This window comes from Shewanella chilikensis, assembly GCF_037953065.1.
GTDB lineage: Bacteria > Pseudomonadota > Gammaproteobacteria > Enterobacterales > Shewanellaceae > Shewanella > Shewanella chilikensis.
Genome location: NZ_CP149966.1, coordinates 3,870,688 through 3,893,781, shown reverse-complemented (window position 1 = coordinate 3,893,781; position 23,094 = coordinate 3,870,688). Strand labels below are relative to the sequence as shown.

The 23,094-nt window shown below is 55.5% G+C and carries 26 protein-coding genes; 14 read left to right on the top strand and 12 right to left on the bottom strand.

The window, feature by feature from the left end:
- Nucleotides 1–81 precede the first annotated feature (81 nt).
- From WKR14_RS17620 to WKR14_RS17570, 11 genes are all read left to right on the top strand, one after another.
- On the top strand, nt 82–846 hold the full coding sequence (locus WKR14_RS17620; RefSeq protein WP_339087764.1) for a cobalamin-binding protein: 765 nt from the start codon (nt 82–84) through the stop codon (nt 844–846).
- A gap of 390 nt (nt 847–1,236) precedes the next feature.
- Nucleotides 1,237–2,499: an efflux RND transporter periplasmic adaptor subunit gene (locus WKR14_RS17615; RefSeq protein WP_025008866.1), complete on the top strand. Its 1,263-nt coding sequence runs from the start codon at nt 1,237–1,239 to the stop codon at nt 2,497–2,499.
- 10 nt (nt 2,500–2,509) lie between these two features.
- On the top strand, nt 2,510–2,758 hold the full coding sequence (locus tag WKR14_RS17610; RefSeq protein WP_101057606.1) for a hypothetical protein: 249 nt from the start codon (nt 2,510–2,512) through the stop codon (nt 2,756–2,758).
- A gap of 36 nt (nt 2,759–2,794) precedes the next feature.
- Nucleotides 2,795–3,517 carry an ABC transporter ATP-binding protein gene (locus WKR14_RS17605; protein ID WP_039034123.1) on the top strand — a complete coding sequence of 241 codons (723 nt, stop codon included), beginning with the start codon at nt 2,795–2,797 and terminating at the stop codon, nt 3,515–3,517.
- Between the two features lie 11 nt (nt 3,518–3,528).
- The gene (locus WKR14_RS17600; RefSeq protein WP_101057604.1) at nt 3,529–4,839 is read left to right on the top strand and encodes an ABC transporter permease; all 1,311 of its coding nucleotides are present in this window, start codon (nt 3,529–3,531) and stop codon (nt 4,837–4,839) included.
- A 10-nt stretch (nt 4,840–4,849) separates the two neighbouring features.
- The gene (locus WKR14_RS17595; RefSeq protein WP_339087059.1) at nt 4,850–6,049 is read left to right on the top strand and encodes an ABC transporter permease; all 1,200 of its coding nucleotides are present in this window, start codon (nt 4,850–4,852) and stop codon (nt 6,047–6,049) included.
- Between the two features lie 126 nt (nt 6,050–6,175).
- Nucleotides 6,176–7,606 (top strand): sigma-54-dependent transcriptional regulator, encoded by a 1,431-nt coding sequence (locus WKR14_RS17590; RefSeq protein ID WP_101057602.1) that lies wholly within the window; start codon nt 6,176–6,178, stop codon nt 7,604–7,606.
- Complete coding sequence (locus tag WKR14_RS17585) at nt 7,603–8,937, top strand: sensor histidine kinase (protein ID WP_339087058.1); 1,335 nt, start codon at nt 7,603–7,605, stop codon at nt 8,935–8,937. The genes WKR14_RS17590 and WKR14_RS17585 overlap by 4 nt, the downstream gene beginning before the upstream one ends.
- A gap of 164 nt (nt 8,938–9,101) precedes the next feature.
- Nucleotides 9,102–9,524 (top strand): curli production assembly/transport protein CsgE, encoded by a 423-nt coding sequence (locus WKR14_RS17580; protein ID WP_373296775.1) that lies wholly within the window; start codon nt 9,102–9,104, stop codon nt 9,522–9,524.
- A 12-nt stretch (nt 9,525–9,536) separates the two neighbouring features.
- Nucleotides 9,537–9,929: a curli assembly protein CsgF gene (locus WKR14_RS17575; protein ID WP_101057599.1), complete on the top strand. Its 393-nt coding sequence runs from the start codon at nt 9,537–9,539 to the stop codon at nt 9,927–9,929.
- Complete coding sequence (locus tag WKR14_RS17570; RefSeq protein ID WP_101057597.1) at nt 9,926–10,708, top strand: CsgG/HfaB family protein; 783 nt, start codon at nt 9,926–9,928, stop codon at nt 10,706–10,708. The genes WKR14_RS17575 and WKR14_RS17570 overlap by 4 nt, the downstream gene beginning before the upstream one ends.
- Nucleotides 10,709–10,890: 182 nt before the next feature.
- Here the strand turns inward: WKR14_RS17570 and WKR14_RS17565 are convergent, their stop codons facing one another.
- Complete coding sequence (locus tag WKR14_RS17565; protein ID WP_234555501.1) at nt 10,891–11,505, bottom strand: TetR/AcrR family transcriptional regulator; 615 nt, start codon at nt 11,503–11,505, stop codon at nt 10,891–10,893.
- Entirely contained in the window at nt 11,502–12,950 is a 1,449-nt protein-coding gene (locus WKR14_RS17560; RefSeq protein ID WP_226564982.1) for a coniferyl aldehyde dehydrogenase, read from the bottom strand. The genes WKR14_RS17565 and WKR14_RS17560 overlap by 4 nt, the downstream gene beginning before the upstream one ends.
- A 199-nt stretch (nt 12,951–13,149) precedes the next feature.
- Between WKR14_RS17560 and WKR14_RS17555 the strand changes: the two genes are divergently transcribed.
- Complete coding sequence (locus tag WKR14_RS17555; RefSeq protein WP_101057592.1) at nt 13,150–13,533, top strand: STAS/SEC14 domain-containing protein; 384 nt, start codon at nt 13,150–13,152, stop codon at nt 13,531–13,533.
- Between the two features lie 51 nt (nt 13,534–13,584).
- Here WKR14_RS17555 and WKR14_RS17550 read toward each other — a convergent pair whose 3' ends face one another.
- Nucleotides 13,585–14,829, bottom strand: a complete 1,245-nt coding sequence (locus WKR14_RS17550) for a lysozyme inhibitor LprI family protein (RefSeq protein WP_339087057.1) — start codon at nt 14,827–14,829, stop codon at nt 13,585–13,587.
- Nucleotides 14,830–14,918: 89 nt separating this feature from the next.
- On the opposite strand from WKR14_RS17550, the gene WKR14_RS17545 reads away from it, so the two are divergent.
- On the top strand, nt 14,919–15,350 hold the full coding sequence (locus WKR14_RS17545) for a universal stress protein (protein ID WP_101057589.1): 432 nt from the start codon (nt 14,919–14,921) through the stop codon (nt 15,348–15,350).
- Nucleotides 15,351–15,375: 25 nt separating this feature from the next.
- On the opposite strand, the gene WKR14_RS17540 is transcribed toward WKR14_RS17545, so the two are convergent.
- From WKR14_RS17540 to WKR14_RS17530, 3 genes are read right to left on the bottom strand one after another with little or no spacing between them, the layout of a single operon-like run.
- Nucleotides 15,376–15,939, bottom strand: coding sequence for a DUF924 family protein (locus WKR14_RS17540; RefSeq protein WP_101095318.1), 564 nt, complete (start codon nt 15,937–15,939; stop codon nt 15,376–15,378).
- Between the two features lie 25 nt (nt 15,940–15,964).
- Nucleotides 15,965–17,443 (bottom strand): PH domain-containing protein, encoded by a 1,479-nt coding sequence (locus WKR14_RS17535; RefSeq protein ID WP_339087763.1) that lies wholly within the window; start codon nt 17,441–17,443, stop codon nt 15,965–15,967.
- Nucleotides 17,444–17,448: 5 nt separating this feature from the next.
- A complete protein-coding gene (locus tag WKR14_RS17530) occupies nt 17,449–17,997 on the bottom strand; it encodes a PH domain-containing protein (protein ID WP_165565644.1) in 549 nt (182 codons plus the stop codon).
- Between the two features lie 226 nt (nt 17,998–18,223).
- Between WKR14_RS17530 and WKR14_RS17525 the strand changes: the two genes are divergently transcribed.
- On the top strand, nt 18,224–18,529 hold the full coding sequence (locus tag WKR14_RS17525) for a winged helix-turn-helix domain-containing protein (protein WP_039034136.1): 306 nt from the start codon (nt 18,224–18,226) through the stop codon (nt 18,527–18,529).
- A gap of 151 nt (nt 18,530–18,680) precedes the next feature.
- Here WKR14_RS17525 and WKR14_RS17520 read toward each other — a convergent pair whose 3' ends face one another.
- The 6 genes from WKR14_RS17520 to WKR14_RS17495 form a co-directional block, all read right to left on the bottom strand.
- On the bottom strand, nt 18,681–19,016 hold the full coding sequence (locus WKR14_RS17520) for a DUF2956 domain-containing protein (protein WP_101052713.1): 336 nt from the start codon (nt 19,014–19,016) through the stop codon (nt 18,681–18,683).
- A gap of 169 nt (nt 19,017–19,185) precedes the next feature.
- Nucleotides 19,186–20,031, bottom strand: a complete 846-nt coding sequence (locus tag WKR14_RS17515) for a heme ABC transporter ATP-binding protein (RefSeq protein WP_339087056.1) — start codon at nt 20,029–20,031, stop codon at nt 19,186–19,188.
- Nucleotides 20,032–20,039: 8 nt separating this feature from the next.
- Nucleotides 20,040–21,059, bottom strand: a complete 1,020-nt coding sequence (locus tag WKR14_RS17510; RefSeq protein ID WP_339087055.1) for an iron ABC transporter permease — start codon at nt 21,057–21,059, stop codon at nt 20,040–20,042.
- A gap of 2 nt (nt 21,060–21,061) precedes the next feature.
- Nucleotides 21,062–21,901, bottom strand: coding sequence for a heme/hemin ABC transporter substrate-binding protein (locus WKR14_RS17505; protein ID WP_157823001.1), 840 nt, complete (start codon nt 21,899–21,901; stop codon nt 21,062–21,064).
- Between the two features lie 64 nt (nt 21,902–21,965).
- Entirely contained in the window at nt 21,966–22,373 is a 408-nt protein-coding gene (locus WKR14_RS17500; protein WP_339087054.1) for an ExbD/TolR family protein, read from the bottom strand.
- On the bottom strand, nt 22,370–23,086 hold the full coding sequence (locus WKR14_RS17495; protein WP_107110760.1) for a MotA/TolQ/ExbB proton channel family protein: 717 nt from the start codon (nt 23,084–23,086) through the stop codon (nt 22,370–22,372). Before WKR14_RS17495 ends, WKR14_RS17500 begins: the two co-directional genes overlap by 4 nt.
- Between the last annotated feature and the right edge of the window lie 8 nt (nt 23,087–23,094).

The window sequence follows — 23,094 nt, the reverse complement described above, 5'->3', positions numbered from 1 at the left end:
TGCAGTTTGGCTCTGAGCCCTGCTGCCCAGGCCAAGTCGCCCGACAAAGCGGTCAATAAAAGCGTTAGCGCCAGGCCGGCCATGCGTATAGTGGCGCTCTCTCCCCATGCGGTGGAGATGCTGTTTGCCATTGGCGCGGGGGAGCAGATAGTAGCCACCACAGACTATGCCGATTTCCCCGAGGCCGCCAAGGCCATTCCCCGCATAGGCGGCTACTACGGCATACAGATAGAAAGAGTGATAGAGCTGAATCCGGATCTGGTGGTGGTCTGGGATACGGGCAACCGCAGCGAAGATATCGAACAGTTGACCAAGCTTGGGTATCGCATTTACGGCAGTGACCCCAAGACCCTGGAAGGCATTGCCGAAGAGCTGGAACAGCTAGGGCGCCTCACCGGCCACAGACAGCAGGCCGGGGATGTGGCTGCCGACTACCGGCAGCAATTGGCAAATTTGCGCCGGGACAATGCCGCCAAGCCGGAGATCAAGGTGTTCTATCAACTCTGGTCCGAGCCTTTGATGACAGTGGCCCAAGACAGCTGGATCCAGCAGTTGTTGGAAGTCTGCCATGGCAACAATGTCTTCAAGGACAGCAGTTCACCCTATCCTCAGGTAAGTATGGAAAATGTGCTTCTCAGTCAACCCGAGGTGATCATCAAGACGGATGAAAAGGGCGATGGCAAGCGGTTGGACTGGAGCCAATGGCAGGAGATCCCTGCAGTGAAAATGGAACAAATCTACACACTTAACGCCGATCTCCTGCACCGGGCGACCCCAAGGGCGCTGGAAGGTGTTGAGGCCATCTGCAAGGTGCTCGACAAGGCCCGCGAAGGGCAGCGGCTATGACAATCATCATCCCGGCTTCGGCGCCAGTCTGGTCATCCTGCTGCAGGCGTTTTAAGCCCGGCCTCTATTTATTCATCTGTTATTAAATCCCAAGGAAGGTGCGAATAAGTCCTCGCGCCACTCTATTTTGTAGAGAGTGGCTTACACAGCAATTGGCATTCAAGGCATCTGACTGAAGGCATGCCGGGGCCTGTCGAAGTCGGATTTCCCCAAGTGTCCGCCTGGCGGACACTTTTGCAAAAAGCGGACAGTATCCGCTTGTCCGCGGACACAAATAAAATCTCCACTGCTTTCCAACCAATTGATAACTATGACTATCTAAACTTGGCACAAGCTTTGTAAACCTAGTTGCAACAAGATGGTCACAAGCTCAATTGAGGAACAAACGGGATGATTAAGGATACCAGCGGACAAGACAAGCAAGTGGCGCCGAGTTTAGCGCGTCGCCTCAAGTGGCCAGCTACCCTGGGCGCGGCAGTATTGTTGCTGTCGGGCCTGGTGTGGGCCAGTGTCAGTGGCAGCGGTGTCAGTGAATCCATAGATCGCAGTGAGCTGCGCTTCGCCACTCTGGAGCGCGGCACTCTGACCCGGGATATCGCCACTACAGGCAAAATAGTCGCCGCCAACGCGCCAATCCTCTACAGCCCTGAAGGCGGCACTGTGACTCTGATAGCCAATCCGGGGGACAGGGTCGAGCAGGGCCAGGTGGTCGCGACCATAGAAAGCCACAGCCTGACCAACAGCCTCAAGCAGCAGCAAGCCCTGCTCGATGGGATGAAGAGTGCCCTGGAACGGGCCAAGTTGGACGCCCGACGTAATCAACTCAAGGCGAATCAGACTCTGGATATGGCCAAGGTGGATCTGGAGGCCGCAGACAGGGAGAGCCGCCGCGGCGATCAACTGATCGAAACCAGCCTGATCTCCAAGATAGATTACGAGAAGAGCAAGGATGAGCTGCACAAGGCCAAGCTGCAGTATGCCCATGCCCAGCAGGAAGCCGCACTGATGAAAGACACCCTGACCTTTGAGCTGCAAAACAAGGCGGCCGAGGTCAATCGTCAGGCACTGGTGGTCGCCGAGTTGGAACGTCAGGTGGCAGCATTGAACATCACAGCCCCTGTTGGCGGCATCATAGGTAACTGGCTGACGGAACAAAAAGCCCGTATCGCCCAGAGCCAGCCGATCCTGACCGTAGTGGACTTGAGTGCCTTCGAGGCCGAGTTGGCAGTGCCGGAAACCTACGCCGATGAACTGGGGCTGGGGATGGATGTGGAACTCAACTTCGGCGGCGTGATGGTGATGGGCAAGTTGGCCTCCATCTCCCCCGAAGTACGTAACCGCGAAGTCTCTACCCGGGTCCGGTTCCAGCAGGATACCGCTTTGCACCTCAGGCAAAATCAGCGCCTGTCGGCCAGGGTCTTGTTGGAAAACCGTGCCGATGTGCTGATGGTCAAGCGCGGCGCCTTCGTGAACAGTGGCGGTGGCCGCCTGGTGTACCGTCTCCAGGGGGATATAGCCGAGCGCACCGAGATCAAACTCGGCGCCCGCAGCATGAGCCATATCGAGGTGCTGGAAGGCGGCGAGGTGGGAGACCAATGGGTGATTTCCAATATCGATCTGTTCAATGACGCCGAGCAAGTGCTGGTTCGCTGAGGAGAGAAGAATGAAAACCGAAAACTTCAACACCGAACGTCTGGTGGCGGCCCTGGCTCTGCTGCTGTTGCTGGTGGCGACTCTGATCTATACCCGAGATACCTCGGACTGGTTTCTGCTGGGACTCAATCTTATCGAAGCCACTACAGTCAACTCTGTGTCGGCCGAGCCGGGGCAAGTTGCCGATGTCAGCCATACCGCGATGGTGCCGGGCCAGTGGCTTGGGCAATGCCTGTCTGCCCTGACGAAACTAAAATAACCCACCGAATAACGCAAAAAATAAGGAACTAAAACCATGTTAACCATGAAAAATATCAACAAGGTGTTCAAAACGGATTTAGTGGAAACCCATGCGTTACGGGATTTCAATCTGTCGGTGCAGGAGGGGGAGTTTGTTGCCGTGACCGGACCGTCGGGCTCGGGTAAAACCACCTTTCTCAATATCGCCGGTCTGCTCGAAGGCTTTACCCATGGCGAGTATTTTCTCGATGATGTCAATATCTCCAACCTGAATGACAACAAGGCTGCGGCCATTCGCAATGAGAAAATTGGCTTTATCTTTCAGGGTTTTAACCTTATCCCCGACTTGAATCTGGCAGAGAATGTTGAAGTACCACTGCGTTATCGCGGCTTTGGCGCCAAGGAGCGCCAGAAGCGGGTGAAGCAGGCGCTGGAGCAGGTGGGCCTGGGGGCGAGGATGAAGCATCTGCCCTCACAACTCTCGGGTGGTCAGCAGCAGCGGGTGGCCATCGCCCGCGCCTTGGCCGGGGAGCCGAGATTCCTGCTCGCCGACGAACCTACGGGTAACTTGGACAGCCTGATGGCCCGCCAGGTGATGGAACTGCTGGAGGAGATCAACAAGGCCGGCACGACCATCATTATGGTAACCCATGACCCGGAGCTGGCCCGCCGCGCCCAGCGCAATATCCAGATAGTGGATGGCCAGGTGTGTGATTTCAGCCGTTATCAAACCGAACAGGCGCCGCAGCTGGATGTGGCCGAACAAGTGGCCAGCTAAGGAGCGCGAGCATGTTTATTTACTATGTTGACCTGGCCTGGCGCAGCATCAAAAAGACGCCGATATTGTCGCTGTTGATGGTGTTGGCCATCTCAGTGGGGATAGGGATCACCATCACCACGCTGAACGTGTACAGCATGATGTCCTTCAATCCGGCCGGGGATCGCGCCGAGCAACTCAACACAGTGCAGCTGTGGAGCCAGGGACCCGATTCCTGGGATGAGTTTAACTCGCTGATCACTTTTCAGGATGCCATGAATCTGCGCAAGGGGGAGCTCCCCAAATCGCAGGCCGCCATGTTCCGCAGTGGTATGGCGGTGCAAACGGATGACCCTGAAGTTCTGCCCATGTTGCAGGGCGTCAGGGTGACAGACCGCGGCTTCTTCTCGCTGTTCGAAGTGCCTTTTCTCTATGGCAATGTTTGGGACAAATCAGTGGATGAGCAAGCGGCCTATCAAGTGGTTATCGGCAGAAAGCTGAACCAGAAGCTGTTTGGCGGCGAGAACAGCGTCGGCAAGACGGTCTATCTCAACCGCAAACCCTTTCAGGTGGTGGGCGTGATAGCTGACTGGAACCCTCAGCCCAAGTATTACGATCCTACCAGCGGCGCCTTTGCCAGTGCCGAGCAAGTGTATATTCCGTTTTCGCTGGCCGCCCATGAAGAGTTTCCGGTTTGGGGGAATGTCTCAGGTTGGAAGTACGAGCGTCTGGACAACTATCAGGACAGACTGGTTTCAGAGAAAGTCTGGCTCGAGTACTGGGTCGATCTGCCAAGCGCAGAAGACAGAGCCGCCTATAAGAACTTCCTCGCTCAGTATGTCGAGCAGCAAAAAGAACTGGGGCGCTTTACCGATGGCAAGTCTCCCTCTGAATCGGCGCAGCTGTCCGATGTAGACGCCTGGCTGGAGAAAAATCACGTAGTGCCTGAGGACAATAAGATTCTGGTGGGGCTGAGCATACTGTTTCTCAGTGTTTGCCTGGTCAATATTCTGGGGTTGATGCTGACCAAGTTCCTTAAGCGAGCCCCCGAGGTTGGCGTGCGCCGCGCCATTGGGGCCAGCCGCGGGCAGATCTTCTCTCAATACATGGTCGAGGTGGGCGTGATCGGGCTGCTGGGTGGTTTTCTCGGCCTCGCCTGGGCCTGGGGAGCACTCTATAGTCTGTCGGCGCGCTTCGGGGTTGCCGAAGGGCTGACGCACCTGTCTTTGAGTATGTGGTTTATCACCCCCGGGATAGCGGTAGGTACCGCCATGTTGGCGGGTCTTTATCCGGCTTGGGTTGTGTGCCGCACTAAACCAAGCGTTTACCTCAAGAGCCAGTAAGGGATTGACTATGCTAAATATTAAACCGGTTTTCAGCAGCCTGATGCGCAGCAAGAGCGGCCCGATACTACTGCTGATGCAGATCATCTTATCGGTGGCCATAGTCGCCAATGCCAGCTTTATTATCCATGAACGTTTGACCATGATGCAGCGTGATTCCGGGATTGCCGAGCAGGAGATCCTGGCCTTTACCGTCTACAACTTCGACCCCAATATAGATACCAAGCTGCAGAACAAGGTCGACCAGCAGATCCTCCGCCGCCTGCCCAATGTCGTCACGGCGACGTCCACCAATATGTTGCCGCTCAGTGGCAGTGGCTGGTCCACCACGCTGAATCTGGGGCCGGATCCGGAAACGTCCAAGACGACGCCTCAGCTTGCCATGTACCTGGGGACAGAGCACACCCTGGAAACCTTGGGGGTCAAGTTGGTGGATGGGCGTAATTTCTACGCCAACGAGATCAATGATGATGTTAACGGCAGCAATAAGCTGGTGATCATCAGCAAGGCGCTGGCCGATGAGGTTTGGCCGAATGAGTCCGCCGTGGGCAAGACCCTCTGGGCCGACAGGGACGAGAATGTCACAGTGATAGGTGTGGTCGACAAACTGCAGGGTGCCTGGGTGGACAGCAAAGATCTCGAGTACAGCCTGATCCAGAACGTCGATTACACCGGGCATTTCTACATGGTGCGGGCGCCGAGCGAGCATCACAAGGCGTTGAAAGAGCAGATCCTCAAGGCCTTGATGAAGGAAAACCCCAATCGGGTGATCGATGATTTCCAATCCATCCAGGAAGTAAAGCAAAGCTCCTATCGTGACCACGAGCTCATGGTCAGCGTACTGTCCATGATGGTGATTTTGCTGCTGCTGATCACCAGTTTGGGTCTGACCGGTATGGTGATGTTCAACATTCAGCGCCGCACCAAACAGATTGGCACCCGGCGGGCCTTGGGGGCCACCAAGGCCGATATCCTGAGTCTGTTTCTGACGGAAAACTACCTTATCTGTATCGCCGGAGGGCTGTTGGGGGCTTGTCTTGCCGTGGTGTTGGGGCAACAACTGATGCAGCACTATGACCTGCCACAGCTCGACCTCATCTATCCGCTGCTGACAGTGGTGGGCATGCTGCTGGTGACGACAGTGGCTGTGGTCTTGCCTGCCCGCAGGGCGGCGAATATCTCACCGGCAATGGCGACCCGCAGCGTCTGAACCGCCTGCCGCCCATTCGAGTCGACGGCATGGCTCATGCAGTTTGGCTCGCGTTGGCGGCAGCTTTAGGTTAGTTTTACTCATAATTTTTACAATAGATATAACAGGATGTAACAAGCAGGCATGATGGATACTGTACTCGTTGTCGATGACAATCAGGCCGTATGTCAGGCGTTGTCGCTGATGTTGGAAATTGCCGGTTACCGGCCGCTCAGTTGTCAGAGCCCTCAGGAGGCGCTGTACTTTATTGAGCAAGAAGAGGTCAGCCTGGTGATCCAGGACATGAATTTCAGCCGCGACACCACCTCGGGGGAGGAAGGGCGGGAACTGTTTCACGCCTTGCGCAGTCGTCAGCCGCAACTGCCAATCATCTTGCTCACCGCCTGGACCGAGCTGGAAATGGCAGTGGAATTGATGAAGGCCGGGGCCGCCGATTATCTGGCCAAGCCCTGGGATGACAACAAGTTGCTCAACAGTGTCGCCAACCTGATTTCCCTCTACAAGCTGCAACAGGATAACCAGCAGTTGCAGCAGCGTGAGCAGCAACGGCAGGCGGCATTCGACGGCGCCGATCTCTGTGGTTTGGTATTTGCCAGCGCTGCCATGGAGCGCTGTGTTGATCTGGCGTTGCAACTGGCACGCTCGGATGTCTCAGTGCTGATCACCGGCCCCAATGGCGCAGGCAAGGATAAGCTGGCGGACATACTGCACGCCAATTCGCCGCTGAAACACAAGCCGCTTATCAAGGTCAATGTCGGCGCCTTGCCGATGGAGTTGATGGAAGCCGAACTGTTTGGCGCCGAGGCCGGTGCATTTACCGGCGCCACCAAGGCCCGTATCGGCCGTTTCGAAGCGGCCGATGGCGGTACCCTGTTTCTGGATGAGATAGGCAACCTGCCGCTGTCCGGGCAGATAAAACTGCTGCGGGTATTGCAGACCGGCGAGTTTGAACGCCTGGGCAGCCACCAGACCCGTAAGGTCAAGGTCAGGCTGCTGAGTGCCACCAACGCCGATCTGCGCCAGGACATTATCGAAGGCCGTTTTCGCGAGGATCTTTTCTATCGCCTCAATGTGGTGGAACTGGCATTGCCGCCATTGGCGCAGCGCAAAGACGACATCTTGCCGCTGGTGGAACACTTTTGTGCCGGCGCGGCCGCGGCCTTGAACAAGAGCTCGGCGCTGAGCAAGAGCCTTACGTTGGACAAGAGTGCCAAAGAGGCACTGCTGGCCCACGACTGGCCCGGCAATGTACGCGAGCTGGAGAACGCCTGTAAACGCGCGGTTTTGCTGAGTCGCGGCGAGTCCTTGAGCTGCAGTGATTTCGGTTTGGCAGCGGCAACCGCCTCGAAAACTATCTTGGATTCAAGTGTCGGCCAAGCTCCAGAGAGCCATGGCCAACCAGCCGGGGCAGAGGAGCCGGGTAAGGCGGAAATAGAAGCGGCGCTGGCTGAGCACGGCGGCGTTATCGCCAGGGTTGCCAAGTCATTTGGCATCAGCCGTCAGGCGCTCTATCGGCGGATGGAGAAGTTTGGTATCGACGGCAAGAGGCAGGCATGACAGGAGGACTCAGTCTAAGACACAGGCTGCTGCTGGGCATGCTGCTGAGCACCTTGCTGGGTTTGCTGCTCGGGTGGGGTTGTTTGTTGTGGTTGGGGCCTGAATGGTTATGGCTGGCGGCGGTGGCGGGGTTGCTGGCAGCGCTGGGCATAGGGCTTAGGTTGACCCGAACCCTGGGTGACAGCCTGGCGGGGCTGGAAATCGGCATGCTTAACCTGATTGATCGAGATTTTAGTGTCTCGTTGCCGGACAGCGGCATCAATGAGCTGGATAGACTGGCTCAACTGTTCAACGAGGCGTCGGCCCGGCTCAGGCAGGAGCGGCAGCATATCTATCAGCGGGAATTGCTGCTGGATAAGGTCATTCAAAACTCGCCCAATATCATGCTGCTGTGCGATAGCGTGGGTCATATCATTTATGCCAACGACGCCGCCAAACATCTGTTCAATGCCAGGAAAGGCCTGGAAGGAAGCAGCCTCTCTGAGCTCAAAGCCAAGGTGAGCGAAGAGATGCGTCAAATGTTGGAGAGTGAGCGCGATGGCCTGTTCAATCTCGGCTTGCCGGAAGGCGAAAACCAGAGCTGGCACCTGAGTCGCGGCCAGTTCAACCTCAATGGTCAGCAGCATCAGTTGCTGCTGCTCAAGCAGATGACCCGTGAGCTCAACCGCCAGGAGGTGGCGGTGTGGAAAAAGGTGATCCGGGTAATCAGTCATGAACTCAATAACTCGCTGGCGCCTATTGCCTCCATGGTCAACTCGGGTCGGCGCTTGACCACGGAGAACCGCGATCCCAAGCTGAGCCTGATCTTCGATACCATAGAAAATCGCACCAATCATCTGGGGCAATTTATCGAGGGTTATGCCCGTTTTGCCAAGCTGCCCAGCCCCAGGAAACACGTTATTCCATGGGCCCGCTTGCTGCCTGAGTTGGCTGAGCATTACGCCTTTGTCTGCCACAAGACCCCTACGCTGACTTTGCTGGCCGATGAGGTGCAACTGGAACAGGTGTTGCTGAATCTGCTCAAAAATGCCCATGAGTCCGGCTCGGCGCCTGAGGAGATTGAGCTACAGATAGCCAGCCGCTCCGGTTGGCGCAGCGATGCTGCCGACCCGGTTGCCGGCGTCAGTATCTGCGTGATGGATCGCGGCAGTGGCATGTCAGCGGAGGTGTTGTCGCAGGCGCTGTTACCCTTCTATTCCACCAAGCCTCAGGGCAGTGGCCTGGGACTGGCGCTTTGCCGGGAGATTGCCGAGGCTCACGACGGTCGTCTCAGCCTGCAAAACCGTCAGGATGGTGGCTTGTTGGTTCAGCTGTGGTTACCGCAACAGTGAGTCATACTTTCGGGTGATTTTTAACGGTTCTCGACTTAGCCGAAATAGCTATTTTTCAGGTAAATATGTCGCTGGCGGGTGACTCGGTTCCGGCGCTGCTGTTAATGTAATGCTCTTGTTAAAGGAATGGCCTTTTCAGGCAACAAAGGGAATTTTCGGGGACAATGCCGCACTCTGTCTTGTTATCCATGCGCTGTATCTTGTGCTTACTGATGCTGACACTTGCGTCTGCTCCGGCGTTGGCCGCAGCCGAGGCGGATGACATAGAGATCAGTGGCTTGGTCATAGACAGAACCCTGACCCGCTTTGGCAAGGATTTTGGTTTTTACTACTCGGGGTATTGGCGGGATCTGCCCTTTACCCAGGGATTCAATGTCACCCTTTACGAAACGGTTTTCCCTCAGGCCGGCACCTTGCTGACACTGGAGGTTAACGGTACCCGTATTTACCAAACCCATTTTGGCCGCAGAGCCAGTCCCATCAAGGAGCGGGCCGAACAGGCGATTCTCTTGACCATAGATTATATCGCCTCGGTCAGAGCCCAATCCATGACAGGGGAATTGGGATCCCATTGGGATGGAATTTAGGAAGCAAGCACAATGACACTCAGGATGTTAATCGCAGCCGGCGCCTTGCTGGCTTTTTCGGGGCAGGCCACCGAACTGGTCTATACCCCAATCAACCCCAGTTTTGGCGGTAACCCTCTCAACGGTTCGTTTCTGCTGAGCAAGGCCCAGGCCCAAAATGACAATCAGGTCGCCGGCAATGAAAAGGATTTTGTTACCCGCTTCAAGGAGTCGCTGGAGCGTAACATTATCAACTCCATCACCCGCGGTGTGGCCGACGGTGATATCACAGACGGCGTTTATGATACTGGGGACTACCGGGTCGAAGTTGCCTCCACCGGCAGCGGTGTGATGTTGACTATTACCAACCTGCTTTCCGGCGAAGTTACTGTGATAGAGATGCCTATCTATGGAGGTAATCCATGAGGTGGCTGGCACTGGTTTCACTGTTACTACTGGGGGGCTGCAGCCTGGTTCCCAAGCCTGATTTGAATATCAATGAGGCCCAGGTAAATCCCTTGAGTGAAACCATGAAGGCGCTGCAGTCGCGTCCCGGGCCGCGTTTTCCTATCCCGGTTGCGGTTTACTCTTTCCGGGATCAGACCGGGCAATATAAGCCCCAGGCCAATGTCAGTTCCTTCTCGACCGCAGTGACCCAGGGGGCTACTTCCATGTTGGTGCAGACTCTGCTGGACTCCAGGTGGTTTACCCCTGTGGAGCGGGAAGGGCTGCAGAACCTGCTGACCGAGCGCAAGATCTCAGGTAAGCAGCAGGGGCGCAATAATGAAGTGCCGACCCTGACCAATGCCAGGCTGCTTCTGGAAGGCGGGATCATCAGCTATGAAACCAACGTGGAAACCGGCGGCAGCGGCGTGGAATACTACGGTATAGGCGCCTCCGAGCTGTACCGGGAAGATCAGGTGACCATTTATCTCAGGGCGGTTGATGTACACACAGGTAAAGTGCTGATGTCGGTCAATACCACCAAGCGGGTGTTCTCTCAGGAGATGCGTGCCGGCCTGTTCCGTTACACCAGTTTGAACCGCCTGGCCGAGGCCGAAGTGGGTTTTACCACCAATGAGCCGGTACAGTTTTGTGTGTTGCAGGCGATAGAACTGGCGGTCTCCGAGCTTATCGATAAGGGGAGCCGCATGGGTTACTGGAGCGCCGAGGCTTCGGGCGACAACAGCCTGAGTCAGGGATAAACAGCTTGAGCGAGAGAGCAACAGCTTGAGCGATAGGTAAACCGCAGTTTGTTGATTTTTAAAAAGAAGGGCCCGCAATTGCGGGCCCTTTGTTTGACTAACTCCAGGGCATTTATTTCAGCTGGCTCATTTCTGAAGGCCGATTTCCGGAGGCTGGTTTCCGGGGTTTTGACTCTGAAGGGCTAGGCTGCCACACCGCGCCAGAACAGGCGAAAGCTGGCGTCTCTGGCCTCTCTGGTAGCCTTCTGAGGCTGGTTGCAGAAAAAGCGCGCCGCCGCCAGGAACTGGCTGTGGCACGTTTCCAGCAACAGCTCTCTGGGTAAGTCTGCCAATACCCCTTGGTTGATGCCCTGCTCCAACAGTTCAGCGATAAAGCCGAGAATGCCATGCATTGCCTGCTGCCTGACCGCTTTACTAACACTGGGTGACATGGCGTATTGCACAAAGAAACTCAGCTTCAGAGGTTGCGCCAGCGCCCAATCCAGCCCGGCCTGCCAGAGCATTTCTGCCCGCAGCGGCAATTCAGTGATACTTGCCGGCGCCTTTGGCAAGCTTGCTGAAATGGCGTCGGCAAACTCTGTCTTGATAGCCAGAAATAGCTGGTCCATCAGGATTTCTTTACTGGCAAAGTGATGGAACAGGGTGCCCGTGGCGACGCCGGCATGGCGGGCTATGCTGGCGGTCGAGGTGGCATAGAAACCTTGCTCGACAAACAGTTGCAATGCGCTGCCCAGGATCTGCTGCTTCTTGTCCTGTTTGCCGCTTATTGCCCGGGTTGCTTCTCTGCTGCGCTTCATCTGAGAAACACCTTCAACAGTAGCTTCTGGATCCCCTTGCCGTAGGGTGGATGCACCAGTTTGCCGGTATTGAGTCGCCCCCGGGACAGCACAGTGCGGGCGTGGCTGAAGGTGCGAAACCCTTCCTGGCCGTGGTAGTGACCCATGCCGGACGGGCCTATGCCACCGAAGGGGGCATCGTCGGCGGCCACATGAAACACGGTTTCATTGATACAGACGCCGCCAGAGTGGGTTTGGGACAATACCTTTTGCTGCACTTCTTTATCGAAACTCATCAGATACAGGGCCAAAGGTCTGGGGCGCGCCTTGATATAGTCGAGCGCCTGCCCCAGCTCTTGATAACTGACCAAGGGCAGCAAAGGGCCGAAGATCTCTTCCTGCATCAGTTTCATATCGTCGCTGACCTTGGTCAGCAGCAAGGTGGGCCATTTGCGCTGTTCGGCGCTGGGCAATTTGCGGAGTGGTTGCTCGCGGTCGGCGGCAAATACCTGTGCCCCTTTGGCGGTGGCATCTTCCAGGAGGGCGACCAGCCTGGCGGCCTGACGTTCGTTGACTATCTGGCCATAGTCCGGGGTGTTGGCAAAGTCGGGGTAGAACTGCTGGAAGCGGCGCCGATAGGCGCTAATAAACTCGGCCTCTTTGCCACTGGGGCAGAGAATATAGTCGGGGGCGACACAAATTTGCCCGGCGTTGAGGCACTTGCCATAGATGAGGCGCTCTACCGCTGTCTCCATGGGCATGTCCCGGGCGATTAACACAGGGGACTTGCCTCCCAGCTCAAGAGTCACAGGGGTGAGATTATCGGCCGCCGCGCGCATTACATGGCGCCCTACCTGAGTCGAGCCGGTAAACAGCAGATGATCGAAGGGCAGGGCAGAGAAACTGGCGGCTATTTCGGCTTCCCCTTCAATCACACAGACCTCGGAGCCATCGAAGACTTCGGCCAGCAGGGAGCGCAGGGCGGCATTGGTGTGGGGAGTATATTCAGACAGCTTCAACATGGCGCGGTTACCGGCGGCAATCACAGTGGCCAGCGGACTCAAGGACAACATGATAGGGAAGTTCCACGGCACTATGATGCCCACCACGCCTTTGGGCTGGTACTCCACCCTGACGCTGGCCGGGGCCAGCAATAATCCGGCATGGCGGCGACTGGGTTTCATCCAGCCTTTGAGATGCCTGAGGCTGTAGTTGATCTGGGTAACGACCGGCAGTATGTCGGAGATCAGGCTATCGTCGGTCGACCTGTGGCCATAGTCGCGACTGAGTGCATCTGTGAGGGCCTGTTGGTGTTTCAGCAAGGCTTGTTTTAATGCCTTGAGCTTGGCCTTGCGCTCGCCAAGGCTTGGCATGGGGGCGGCACTGAAAGCCTGGCGCTGCACGGTGAATTTTTGCAGCAGTTGCTGATTCTCCACTGTGAGCGGCTCTGGGTTAACAAGCGACATATTGCCTCCTTTGGCAGCCATTAGGCTGTCTTTAAAATAACCGACTGATTAGTCGGTCTGATGTTAGTTCAGTCTGCGCCTATTGGCAATAACCCGGCTATATTTGATATGGATCACAGAATGCGTCACGGCCGCCAACTAGACTGAAATCGAATAGATGGGGCCTTGTTTTTGAAATCGTTGACATAAGGAATTGATGATGAGCTTGAACATGCATGGTATTTCAATCGGAATTGAGCGTTATGGTGATGACGATTTCTTTGTCACCATGAAAGCCGTGGGAAAACTGACCCATGAAGACTATGAATATATGGTGCCTATGCTGGAGTCGGCGATATCCGGTGTGAAGGATCCGGATATTTACGCTTTGCTGGATGTTACCGAGATGGATGGTTGGGAAGCCAGAGCCATGTGGGACGATCTCAAGTTGGGGATCAAACATGGACGCCATTTCGAGAAGATTGCCATTATAGGCAATACCAGTTTGCAGGAATGGATGACCAAGATGGCCGACTGGTTTACGCCAGGGGACATGAAGTTCTTTGTTGACCGCCTCGATGCCATCGACTGGCTGAAAGACTAGACTGCCTTGCCATGAAATGCCCGCCGCCTGTGAGGAGGCGCGGGCATTTTTTTATTGCCATTCCAACAGGCTTTTGAGCTGATCGCTACGCTCTTGAGTCAAGAGTGCCTGCCATTCCTGCTCACTGGTGGAGCCTTCAAGTGCGGCAAATAGGCGCGCATTGCTGTCGCGGTATTTAAGCCACAACCTCTGCACCGCGCGAAGGTCTTCTTGGGTCACTTCAAACATATAAAGTTCGGGGTCATCCGCCGGGCGCAGTTTTTTCATCAAGGCGCGGTAAACCTGGTTGAGCTCTTTGTCGGCGCCGGCAAAGTCAGGGAAAGTGCTCACCACTTGCTCTTCGTTACTGAGCATTTCCAAACGTGCCAGATAGTTTTGTCTCTGCTCGCTCTGGGAGCCGATAATAAAGGCGCTGCGACCACTGCCGCCGTGGCCTTCCTCCCTTGAGGTTTTCGCTTGCAACCACAGCTCGAACGCACTGTTGGCCGCCTCAAGCAATTTAAGCGGCGCTAGCCCCAGGCGTTGTTTGATACTTTGGTTGATCCGCTCTAGTTTGGCGAGGCGTTGTTGCTCCTGTCGCTGCTCTTCCCGTGAGGCACAAAAGCCCATTCCCATGCCGCTGGTAATCGCGCTGCAGAGATCAAATTCAGTGGTCTGTTTGGCATTTGAGGCGATTTTGAGCCTGTCTTTGACGGCGATATCCAGCTCGGCCGGTACCTCGGCGCCATAGCAGATGAGCTGCAGCACCTGGCGATCATAATTGTTGCCATCTTGCAGTTTGGAGAGATTCTCGGCCTGTTGCCACAAACGATAGCTATAGCCTTCCGCTAAGGGCGCGCTCAGGGCATTGAGCCGGTTGAAGTCGGGCTTGCCGGCATAGATGCAGGCATCCAGTGTGGTTTGATAGTCGAAGCTAAAGTCCGGATGGTGACTTCTATACTGTTTTAACACCTCGGCCAGCCTGCGCGGGTCGGCACTGTTTGCTGAGCCGCCGCGGGTCAACAGACGCTCTGTCAGGTAATAGAAGGCCTTGGGGTGACCCGCCCTTGCCGCCTGGCTTAAATGGGCTATATCTTCGGCCAAAGGTAAGGAATAACTGTAGCTCAGCATGAAGTGGGCTTCGCTGCTGCCAAGGGCCGCGGCTTGTTCAAAGAGCGGTTTGGCCTGCTGGCTTTGTCCGGCTTGTTGCAGCGCCTTGGCTTTTTCTACCAGACTGGCAGCATTCTCGGCGTAAGCTGGGGTAAAAAAAATCGACAACAGGCTTACGGTAGCGGTTAAATGGAGTAAAGTATTCATAGGGTGTTTAAAAGTTTTGCAATATAACTTGTTGATATTATTCGGCAGGTATCTCATTAGTCGATGCCCGTCGTGTCAAGGAGGTCGCTATGCGTAACAAAGATATCCTCTGGCCCACTGATTTCAGTGATACAGCCGCGAGCGCATTGAGATATGCTATTGAAATGGCTAATCTTTACCATGTGGGGCTGCGAATTTTGCACGTGGTCGATCAGCCTTTCGGTGATGAAAACTATCAGCTGTTGATTATCACTCCGGAAGAACTGGCGCAAACCATGGAGAAGGCTGCGGCCGAGAAGATGCATGAGTTGCTGGCCAAGCTGAAAAGCCCACTGAAGATTGAAACTGTTATTCGCCGCGGTGACGCGGTTGATGAGATCCTGGCCGAAGCCGAGTCTGCCGATGTTGGCATGATAGTGATTGCCAGCCATGGTCGCAGTGGCCTGGCCCATTTTCTCAGCACCAATGTGGCCGAGGCCGTGGCCAACAAGGCTCGCTGCCCCGTGTTGGTGGTGAAGTAACAAGTCGATACTGCTTGAATGAGTACTAGAACGAGGAGCCGGGCTGCTCGAGAAAGGCCTGCTCCTCGGCGGTCGACTGCCGTCCCAATATGGCATTGCGATGGGGATAACGGCCAAACCTGTCAATAATCGCCTTGTGCCTCAACTCAAAGTCATAGTTGTCCCTGGTTTGTTCCGAGGCGAACAGTTCCAGGGCTTTTTGATGAATAACCGCCGACTCGCTGTGCATAAAGGGCATATAAAGAAATGCCAGCATAGGGGCTTGCAGCTGTTTGTCGGCGCCAATGCTGATCGCCTCCTGCGCTAAAGCCAATGCCATGGGATCGGCACTGAAGGCATCGGGAGTATCGCGGTGAATGTTGCGCGAGAACTGATCCAGCAGCAAAATTTCCGCCAGGCGCCCTTGTGGCGTTTGCCGCCAATGCCATAATTCGCCCTGACGGGCCGCATTTAGCAAGGCGCCGAAACGGCGATCAATTGTGTTGTCAAACTCAGGATCCTTGTCCCACCAAGCTTTGGGGCTTATCTCTTCAAACCAAAAATGGATTACCCGTTGTGGCCTGTACTCGGAAGCGATTTGAGCTGGCATGACAATTCCTTCTATTTGAATAGGATTAAATCCAGTTGCTGTAATTATGGGCGATAAGCCCAAGGGTTTGCGCCGCGATATCCTGCGCCTTGGCCAGCGGGATGGCTGGTAGTGTCAGTTCGCCGCTGGCGAGCCCAAGTTTGAGGCTCGCGAGGCCTCGGCGTTTTTGGCCCCTGCTTTGGATCAACTGCAGATGTTGCACCTTGCTCAGCGGCACCAACTGCCAACTGTGACCTAGGAGCCCTTTGTGGATCCAGAGATCGTTTTCAACCCGCCAAAAACCCCATTGACGATAGCGTAGATAAAGCGCCAGGACAGCCAACACTCCGACCAGCAACAGCAACCAGGTCTCTGCTGCCGAGCCGATAAATGCCCACGCCAGCGGCGCCGGCGTTAAGCACCACAGCGCCCTATAGTAAAACCAGCTCGGGTGAATGGGGTGCCAACGATTGGGAATACGGTCGGCCTTGCTGCTTCTTTGGTTGAGCCTTTTCAGCAGGCGATGCACTTCGCCTCTACCGAGCGATGGAACCAACATGTGATTGTTGCTGCCGCCTTCCACTTCATTGCCTTTTATCTGCTTGAAGCTCAGAGTCCAGCGTTTCAGCCAGCGGGCCAGCAACGGCTGCTGCAAACTGATGAGTTGAATTCTGTGCTGCTTGAGTATGTCTTGCTGGTGGGACAGCAGGCCGCCGCTACGCTGTAAGGTCTCCGACTCCTGGGTCAGGCGATAGGGGACATATTTCAGCAGCGCCGCGACTATTGAGATCAAGGAAAACAACAGATAGCCAAGGAGCAGAAGGCCGACAAGGAACCCCAGCTCCAGCAGCAGGTTGCCACTGAGCTGCTGCTGATGCCAGTCGAAGACTTGTGTCAGCCCCAGCTCCATCAGTTGACTGCCTTCGAGCTGGCTGAGTACCGGGCCTGCGATGACGGCAAACCAAACAAAATTATTTTGATACAGGCCAAAGAGTGCCAGCTCTGCCAGGGACTTCTTCACCAGTAAGCGGGAGTTTGGTGGTGCAGAGGCGGGGGCGCTTTCGTCTGTGTCGGCCCGTTTCATCAATTGCCGCCTCAGTGACTCGGCCTGAGCTTGAGTGACTGCGCTCAAGCAGGCTTCATCCTTGGCTGAACCCGCAGTTTCCACTATCAAGTTACCCAGTCGCAAAGGCTTAAAGTAAAAAGGCTGTTCCAGACGCACATTCTGAATTCTGTCTATCGGCAGCTCGACTTTACGTTTGAACAGGGCGCCGCTGTGGACCTCGAGTTGCTCTCGAGTCAAGCGATAACGGAATTTACGCCAGCTCAACAGCCCATGGGCAAAAATCACTATCAGGGTCAATGCCAGTGCCAGTGGCAGCCAGACGGAGTCAAATCCCTGCTGCCAGCCGGTATAGAGAATAGGCACCAGGGCATAGCCGTTGCTGAGGAAGTGCTTTAGGCTGGAGAGGCTGAAACTGATGATTGCCCAAGGCGAGAGTGAGTGCCAATTGGCTTGCTGCACCTGGCTCAATTCGGCGTCTCCATCAAGGTGCCACTAACATTTTTACTTGCCAGAGACAGCAGATGTTGGCGCAGCGCTTCGGCGACTTCAATATCCAGCCCGGGCAGATTCACCTCGGCCGCCGAACTGCCGGCACTGTAGCAGCGCAAACTTGTCAGTCCGAAATGGCGCTGCAATGGCCCCTGAGACAGGCTCACATGTTGCAGCCTGCTGGCCGGCATGGCGGTATGGCTCTGCCACCAAAGCCCTTCACGCAGCAAAATGCCGTATTCACAAACGCCATAAGCCATGGCTTCGGCTTGTTTTAGATTGAGCCAGGTCTTGAATCCCAAAAGCAGCAGAGCCAGTGTGACCGAGATGATGACTCCAAGACCACTCAGCTTGGCGCTGAGCAGTAAAGCAGGCACTAGTAGCAGTATGACCAGCGCCATCAGCAACAGGTTTTGCCACAGCAATTGTTGACGGTAGCGGGGAGACAAGGGGGCCAAGGGTTGGCTGTCAAAGCCCAACCACTGCTGCTGAGGCAGGGGCGAGTGGGGCGAGCGGATATCCATGTGCTTTGAGTCCTTGAGGCATTGACCTGACTATAGCAATAGAGAGTTTGTCGCTTCAAGCCGCTAACTCGGATGGCAGAGACTTGATGCAGTTCCGGATCCTGAGCGATTGCACTTGTGTTAACAACTGGATATCAAGTAGTTTGGTTGCAAGACTTTGTTGCCTATGTGGCGCTCGTTTTCTCAAACGCGCCGCTACTGGCTGTAAACCATCAGGACGATGAGTATGTTCCAAGCCGATAAGGTATCCAAACAGCAAACTGCCTTTTTACGTAAGCTCTATCTGGCCCACCTGATAGACGATAGCCAACATAACCTGCTGTCCTTACAGAAGGAAACCGGCATGCCGCGCCGCACTTTGCAAGATGCCATTGCCGCCTTCGGCGATATAGGTATTCAGGTGGACTTTATTCAGGATGGCCGCAGGAATAATTCAGGGCACTACCACATCCGCACCTGGGGCCCGATTAACAGTGCCTGGGTTGGCACTCACCTGGAGCAGATCCGCACTCTGCTGTTTAGCGACATCTGAGCTTCTCTGTTGCCATTAACCGGCAGAAAGTTTACGGATTATTGTATCTTAAATCATGCCGTAACTTGTTCGTGTGTGGCTGAACTCGCGGTGAGGAAGTTATTTTTATAGCCTTACTTGCTCTCAAATAAAATTTAAGCAATTGATAAAGTTATATAAATACAAACCAAATCCAGCTTAAAATGAGCAGTGTCCAAGGTAACAAGAGTTGCCACTTGGGGATGTAGCTTGAAGGTATTTCGCTTGCCGCGACGCCGTCATCTTCGCCGGACTGAAGTTTCTTTTTCTGCCTCAGCTCTTGTTTGCGCGCCTTGTCTCTTTCCCTGGCCTTGGCCTTTTGTTGCTTCTTGTATTCAGCAATGCCTTTCTCTATGCCCTGGGCAATGAGGCGGGTTTGCTCCTTGGTCTGCCCCGCCTTTTGAGTGGCTTTGGCCACGCGCATGGCTTCGGTTTGGGTTTCGTTGGAAATCGCTGGCTTCTTGTTCATCTCTGATGGGGTTGATGGCTGACCCAAGAATTATACCTGCCTGCTTAGCGTTCTGACCACAGACGGCTTCACATCAAAGGCGCTTGTCGGTGCTGAACTTGTTCGGGGTCAAATGCTCTTGTGGCAGGGCCATATTGCAAGGGCTTTTATTGGCAAGATTTTGATCGCTTCAAAAATAGAGTCTCTGCCCCTGCGCGTCGGCGAAGGTACCCGGTTGATAGTGCCAGACCCTGGAAATCAGTTCAGGCGTCAAAGCCTGTTGAGGCTCGCCCTGAACCAGGAGTTTTCCTTTGTCCAAAACCAGCAACTGATCGGCATAGTGACTGGCCTGGTTGAGGTCGTGCAGCACGGCCAATACAGTGTAGCCCTGCTCATGTGCCAGCTCTCTGGCGAGCCGCAGTACTCTGTGTTGCTGGGCCAAATCCAGCGCCGAAGTGGGTTCATCCAACAAGAGTACAGGCGAGTGCTCGGCCTGGGCCAATTGAGTCAAAACCCTGGCCAACTGAACCCGCTGGCGTTCACCGCCGGACAGTGCCGGATAGCTGCGCTCACTCAGGTGAGCCAGATCCAGACGCCACAGTTGCTGCTCAACCAGTTGGGCGGCATCTCTGGCACTGAGACTGAGAGGATACAGGCCCATGGCTACCACTTCACGAACGCTGAAGGGAAAGCTGAGACTCGAGTGTTGCGGCAACATGGCCAGATGCCTGGCCAAGGCTTGTTTCGGCCACTGCCCAAGAGGCGAGCCGTGAAAGCTTATCCGCCCGGTATCGGCCTTGAGCTCCTGAGTTAACAGCCGCAGCAGACTGGACTTGCCAGCGCCATTGGGCCCCAATAGAGCGTAAAATTGGCCGCTTTGCAGTCGGCAACTGACATCGGTCAGCAAGGGCTTGTTGTCGACTCTGGCATGTAGATGTTTGAGCTCCAGTACTTGCTCAGTAACTACGGTGGACTCAAATGATATAGCCGGTGTCTGTGCGGCAGTTGTTGTGGTCACGGATTCGAGTGAAGGCATGGAGTACCTCAATAAAGCTTACGTCGCTGACTTAGCAGCAGATAGAGGAAGAAGGGAGCACCGAGCAGAGCCGTCATCAGGCCGACAGGGATCTCGGCCGGTGACATCAAGGTGCGGGCCCCTGAGTCGGCCAAGGCCAGCAGCACGGCGCCGAGAATGGCACTCAGCGGCAGCAGTTGCCGATGATCCGGCCCCTTGAGCAGCCGCACCAGATGTGGTACCACCAGTCCGATAAAACCTATGATGCCGGTGGCCGCCACGGCAACACCGACACCCAAAGAGCAGAGTAAGATCAACTTCAGCTTGAGCCTGTCTACCTCTATGCCCAGATGACGCGCCTCGGATTCGCCAAGCAACAGGGCGTTGAGCGCCAATGCCTGTTTGTTGAACTGCCAACTCACCAAGGCCAGTACCGGCAGACAGATAAATACAGATTGCCAACTGGCACCGGCGATGGCCCCCAACTGCCACAGGCTAAGATCCCGCAGTGCCATGTCGTTGGCAAGGAAAGTCAGCATGCCAATTCCGGCACCGGCCAGGGCGGTAATAGCCACCCCGGCCAGCAAGAGTAACACCACTGAGGTGCTGCCACCTGAAGTGGCGAGCCGGTAAACCAGTAAACTGGTTGCCAGACCGCAGAGAAAAGCACCAAGGGGGACGGCATAGCTGCCAAGATGTGGCAGTAGCACTATGCAGATGGCGGCTCCCAGCGCCGCGCCCGAGGACACACCTATGATGCCGGGATCCGCCAGAGGGTTACGAAACAGGCCTTGCATTACGGCGCCGCACTGTGCCAACAGGGCGCCGACAATCAGTGCCAGCAAGGTTCTCGGCAGACGGACATTTTGCACTATCAGGGCATTGGCTTCCTGCCCGGCGGCGATTGAGCCAAGCAGGGAGTCGATTATATCGCTCAAGCCTATGGTTACAGGTCCGGTTGCTATCGAGAGCAATGCGGAAAACAGCAGCAGGCTGGCGAGTCCTGGCCAGAGCCAGGGATGGTGGTGGGGGGGCAGCACGGCAGCCATGATTATTGCTCCAGCAGTTCCTGATTCAGGGATTCGGCCGCTTCAATGGCGGAGATACCCAATCCCCCGAGCAATGCCTGAGGTTGAAGATCCCGGATCAAACCGGCTTTTCCGGCCGGAGTATGGGCCAGTAGCGGCATGCTCTTCAGTAGCTTATCGGCTTGAGGTTCGGGTTGCTCGCTGGCGCTTGAGAGTAAAATCAGCTCTGGCTTGAGCGCCAGAATGCCTTCCTGAGACAGGCTGCGGTAGCCGCTGAAGTCGGCGGCGTTGGTGGCACCGGCCAGCTGGATAATGATATCGGCGGCCGTATCGGCGCCGCCGACCCTGGCGGGACGCTCTGACTGCAACAACATAAACATGACTCTGGGTGGATGTTCGAATTTGGCCGCTGATTGCGCCAATTGCTGTAACCTGTCACCCAGGGTATTGGCCAGTTCGGTGGCGGCTTTTTCCTTATTCAGAGCCTTTCCCAGAGTGAGAATATTTTGCTGCAGTTGCTCGGCGGTATCGGCCGCATTCAGGGTGATAACCGGCACACCGGCCTGTTTTACCAGCTCTATACTGCTGGCCGGTCCCATCACAGAGGTGCCAATCAGGAGATCCGGTTTTTGCGCCAATATGCCCTCGGCTGAAAGCATTCTGTGGTAGCCGAGTCTTGGCAGTTTCAGCGTTCCTGGCAGGGCGCTGCTGGCGTCGACAGCCACCAGTTGTGGGGCGGCATCCAATGCCAGTACCAATTCAGTGACGCCGGCACCGGCACTGATCACTCGCTTGGGGGGCTCTTCTGCGGCAAAAAGCGGCATGGCGAGCAGGCCACAGAGGAAGATAAGAGAGTTTTTCATTCTAGCTCCAAAATAATTCAGGGACTCATCGCCACAGACTTGTGTCTGAGGTTTCATCAGTTGTTTAGGGTTCCATCAGGACCCGGGTCTGGCTTATTTCCAGCCGCTGCAGCAGACTCAGCAGCTGCATCAGCGGCTGGACTCTTGCCTCCTTGTCGGCGGCCACTATTAAGGTCAGTTCGGGATTGTCGGCCAGCGCCTGAGTCAGTGCCTGCTCGAACGCGTCGAACCGGGCAAATTTTTGTTCGTTGAGCGCCCAGAACGGCGCCTGGGGTAACACGCTTACCGTCAACTGAGTCTGCGCTTGCGGGCTCAAAGTGGTGGCGCTGTTATCCGGCACTTCAATCGGCAGGCTCAATAACTTGGGGTTGGCTGTGAGCAGCAAAAACACCAGCACAATGAAGATGATGTCTATCAAGGGGGTTAGATCCAGGCCGCTATCCAGGCCATGCTCTTTCTTAATTTCAATCATGACAGCGGCTCCGGAAGGCGGCGCTTGTCGTTGATTTGACTGAGTTTGCTCAGGTTAAAAGCAGCGTAATCATTGTCTTCGCCCTGCAGTGGAACCCCTTCCAGCCAAAGGTTGAGATGATTCAGTACATGGGCGCAGGAGGCCACTGAGCGCTCGGCCCAGAGTCCGAACAGCTGCGCGCCCAACAGTGCGGGTACGGCGATCAACAAGCCGGCGGCTGTGGTGTACATGGCTAATCCCAAGCCTGAGGCCAACAAGGCCGGAGTGATACTGTCACTCTGATTGGCGCCAATATCGTTGAACATCTCCATAAGCCCCAGCACAGTGCCGAGCAAACCCAGAAGCGGGCTGATGGCACCTATGTATTGCAGCAACTTGAGCCCGGCGTGGAGTTTGCGTTTCTCCTTTGCCAGCCAAAGTGACAACAACTCTTCCCGCAGCGCCTTGGGTTGTGCGGCCTGCCTCAGCAAATGGCGGGCACCGCAGGAAATCAGTCCCCGGTTATCTTTCAGGCGTTCAAGCAGGCTGTCACAGCTTTCATCCAGTGTGCCGCTGCGCAATTCGCCGAGCCAGGATTGGCGCCTGAACAGGCTCGGCAACAAGATGGCAAAGCGCTCCAGCAATATCATCAGGGTCAGAAAGGCGCAGATGAACAAAGGCCAGGTAAGAGCACCAAGTTGCTGGTGCAGGCTTTGATACAAACTTAATTCCATCGTGTCTC